The following is a 2793-nucleotide window of genomic DNA, read 5'->3' as shown; positions in this document are numbered from 1 at the left end:
TGCCATCAACCATGGCTTCATGATTTGTGGCCGAAAACTGAATTTGATTGAAGGCAATTTCGGTTTTTTGGCGCAATAATTCGGTTTGCGAGGATGTAAAATTAGACACACCAAACGAACGAATTTTGCCCGACGCTTTTAGTTCTTCTACTGCTTCCGCAATTTCGTCCGCTTGCATTAAAGGGCTAGGGCGGTGCAAGAGCAAAACATCTAAATAGTCGGTTTGAAGATTTTTCAATGAATTTTCTACGGACCAAATGATATAGTCCGACGAGTACTCATAATGTTTAATTGTGTTTTGTGGTCGATTTTCAGACACATATTGAATGCCGCATTTTGAAATCAATTGGATTTTTTCGCGGTCAATTTTAGCATTAGCCCAAGCTTTTCCAAAACTAGCTTCGGTAGTATACCCCCCGTAAATATCGGCATGATCAAAAGTAGTAATCCCATTTTCAAAAAAAAGATGAATTAAGTGGTTCATTTCCTTAGTATTAAGGTTTTTATCCCAAACCCCCCAATTCATTACTCCGGCAATAATAGGTGATAATTGTATGGACATAGTCGACGTAATTTTTAAATTTTTCTTAAAATTATAAAAATAGAATCATAAAAGAGGCATAATTTCCCCTTTTTTTGTTGTTTTTTAACGCAACGTTAACAACGAATAACTAAAAAAAATTACAATTTGCACCGTTAAAAATTGTTGTTAATTTCAAAGTATCAATTAAAACCTAAAAATGGAAGAAAATACATCGACCCTAGACATTAGAGCCATTAACGAAAAGATAGAACGTGAAAGTGCTTTTATTGACTTGCTTACCATGGAAATGAACAAAGTAATTGTAGGTCAAAAACACATGGTAGAACGATTATTGATTGGATTATTAGGGCAAGGACACATCTTATTGGAAGGTGTCCCTGGGCTAGCAAAAACCTTAGCAATTAATACGCTTTCGCAAGCTGTTCATGGTTCGTTTAGCCGTATACAGTTTACGCCTGATTTATTGCCTGCTGATGTAGTAGGTACCATGATTTACAACATCAAACAAAATGATTTCACCATACGTAAAGGGCCTATTTTCGCCAATTTCGTTTTAGCCGATGAAATCAACCGAGCTCCCGCTAAAGTACAATCGGCATTATTGGAAGCCATGCAAGAAAAACAGGTAACTATTGGCGATGAAACCTTTAAGTTGGACAAACCCTTTTTAGTAATGGCTACTCAAAATCCCGTGGATCAAGAAGGAACGTATCCGTTGCCCGAAGCACAAGTAGACCGTTTCATGTTAAAAGTAGTTATTGATTATCCAAAAATGGACGATGAGCGTTTGGTAATTCGTCAAAATTTAAAAGGAGCCTTTGAAAAAGTAAACGAAGTAGTTTCTTTGGAACAAATATTAAAAGCACAAGAAGCGGTGCGTGAAGTGTATATGGACGAGAAAATCGAAAAGTACATTTTAGACATTATTTTTGCGACGCGTTATCCCGAAAAATACAAATTAGAAAATCTAAAACCGTTGATCAGTTTTGGTGCTTCGCCTCGTGGAAGTATCAACTTGGCAACAGCCGCAAAATGTTATGCATTTATCAAACGCAGAGGCTATGTTATTCCAGAAGATGTGCGCGCGGTAGTTTATGATGTACTGCGTCACAGAATCGGAATCACGTATGAAGCCGAAGCTGAGAATGTGACAACGGAAGACATCATTAGTAAAATTGTAAACGAAATCGAAGTGCCTTAATTTAGTTATCAGTGTTCAGTTATCAGTTAACCAACTGATGACAACTGACCACTAACCACTGACCACTGAAAAATGGATACCAAAGAAATTCTAAAGAAAGTTCGAAAAATTGAAATCAAAACCCGAAGATTGAGCGATCACATCTTTTCGGGAGAATACCACACATCTTTTAAGGGACGCGGAATGACCTTTTCGGAAGTGCGTCAATACCAGTACGGAGACGATGTGCGGGCGATTGATTGGAACGTAACGGCACGTTATAACGAACCCTTTGTTAAGGTGTTTGAAGAGGAGCGCGAATTGACGATGATGTTGGTTGTGGATATTTCGGGTTCGGAGAGTTTTGGTACAAAAAACCAACAGAAACGCGACATGATTACCGAAATTGCAGCCACATTGGCTTTTTCGGCCACTCAAAATAATGATAAAATTGGTTTGTTGTTGTTTTCCGATCAAATCGAATTGTATATTCCGCCTAAAAAAGGGAAATCACATGTCTTACGCATCATTCGCGAATTGATCGAATTTGAACCCAAAAGCAAAAAAACCGATTTGTCACATGCCTTAAAATATCTTTCGAGTGTGATGAAAAAGAAAGCAATCGTTTTTGTGATTTCCGATTTTATGGCAACATCTTACGAACACACCTTAAAAATTGCAGCAAAACGTCATGATGTTACAGGAATTAGGGTGTTTGATCAAAGAGAAGAATACCTCCCCAACATTGGAATTGTCAACCTGTTAGATGCTGAAACGGGAGAAACGTTACTGGTTGATACCCAATCAAAAAAGGTGCGACAAAATTATGAAAAGCACTACCTTGAGAACGTTTCTTATTTTAAAGATATTTTTTCAAAATGTGGTGCCGGCACCATAAGTTCCAGAGTAGATGAAAGTTATGTGACCAAATTATTAGGCTATTTTAAAGCGAGAAATTAAGAAAAATGAGAAAGACGATTTACTTACATATTGCTTTACTTTTTGGGGTTTTTGGGTTTTCCCAAAAAATCACTACTTCTATTGATTCTTCACAAATAAAGATTGGATC

3 protein-coding genes are annotated in these 2793 nt (G+C 37.2%); 2 read left to right on the top strand and 1 reads right to left on the bottom strand.

What is annotated here, in order from left to right:
• The coding region (locus tag ACIQ6Z_RS09875; protein WP_396210708.1) for an aldo/keto reductase family oxidoreductase at positions 1-562 on the bottom strand (562 nt) is incomplete at its 3' end.
• A 178-nt stretch (positions 563-740) separates the two neighbouring features.
• On the opposite strand from ACIQ6Z_RS09875, the gene ACIQ6Z_RS09870 reads away from it, so the two are divergent.
• Both ACIQ6Z_RS09870 and ACIQ6Z_RS09865 read left to right on the top strand, forming a co-directional pair.
• Positions 741-1745: an AAA family ATPase gene (locus ACIQ6Z_RS09870; protein WP_396210707.1), complete on the top strand. Its 1005-nt coding sequence runs from the start codon at positions 741-743 to the stop codon at positions 1743-1745.
• A gap of 72 nt (positions 1746-1817) precedes the next feature.
• The gene (locus tag ACIQ6Z_RS09865) at positions 1818-2684 is read left to right on the top strand and encodes a DUF58 domain-containing protein (protein ID WP_396210706.1); all 867 of its coding nucleotides are present in this window, start codon (positions 1818-1820) and stop codon (positions 2682-2684) included.
• The last annotated feature ends 109 nt before the right edge of the window (positions 2685-2793 follow it).

The sequence above is a fragment of the Flavobacterium sp. genome (genome assembly GCF_044376915.1).
Classification (GTDB): domain Bacteria; phylum Bacteroidota; class Bacteroidia; order Flavobacteriales; family Flavobacteriaceae; genus Flavobacterium.
The sequence above is the reverse complement of the archived record's forward strand: the minus strand, read 5'-3'. Positions and strand labels throughout refer to the sequence as shown.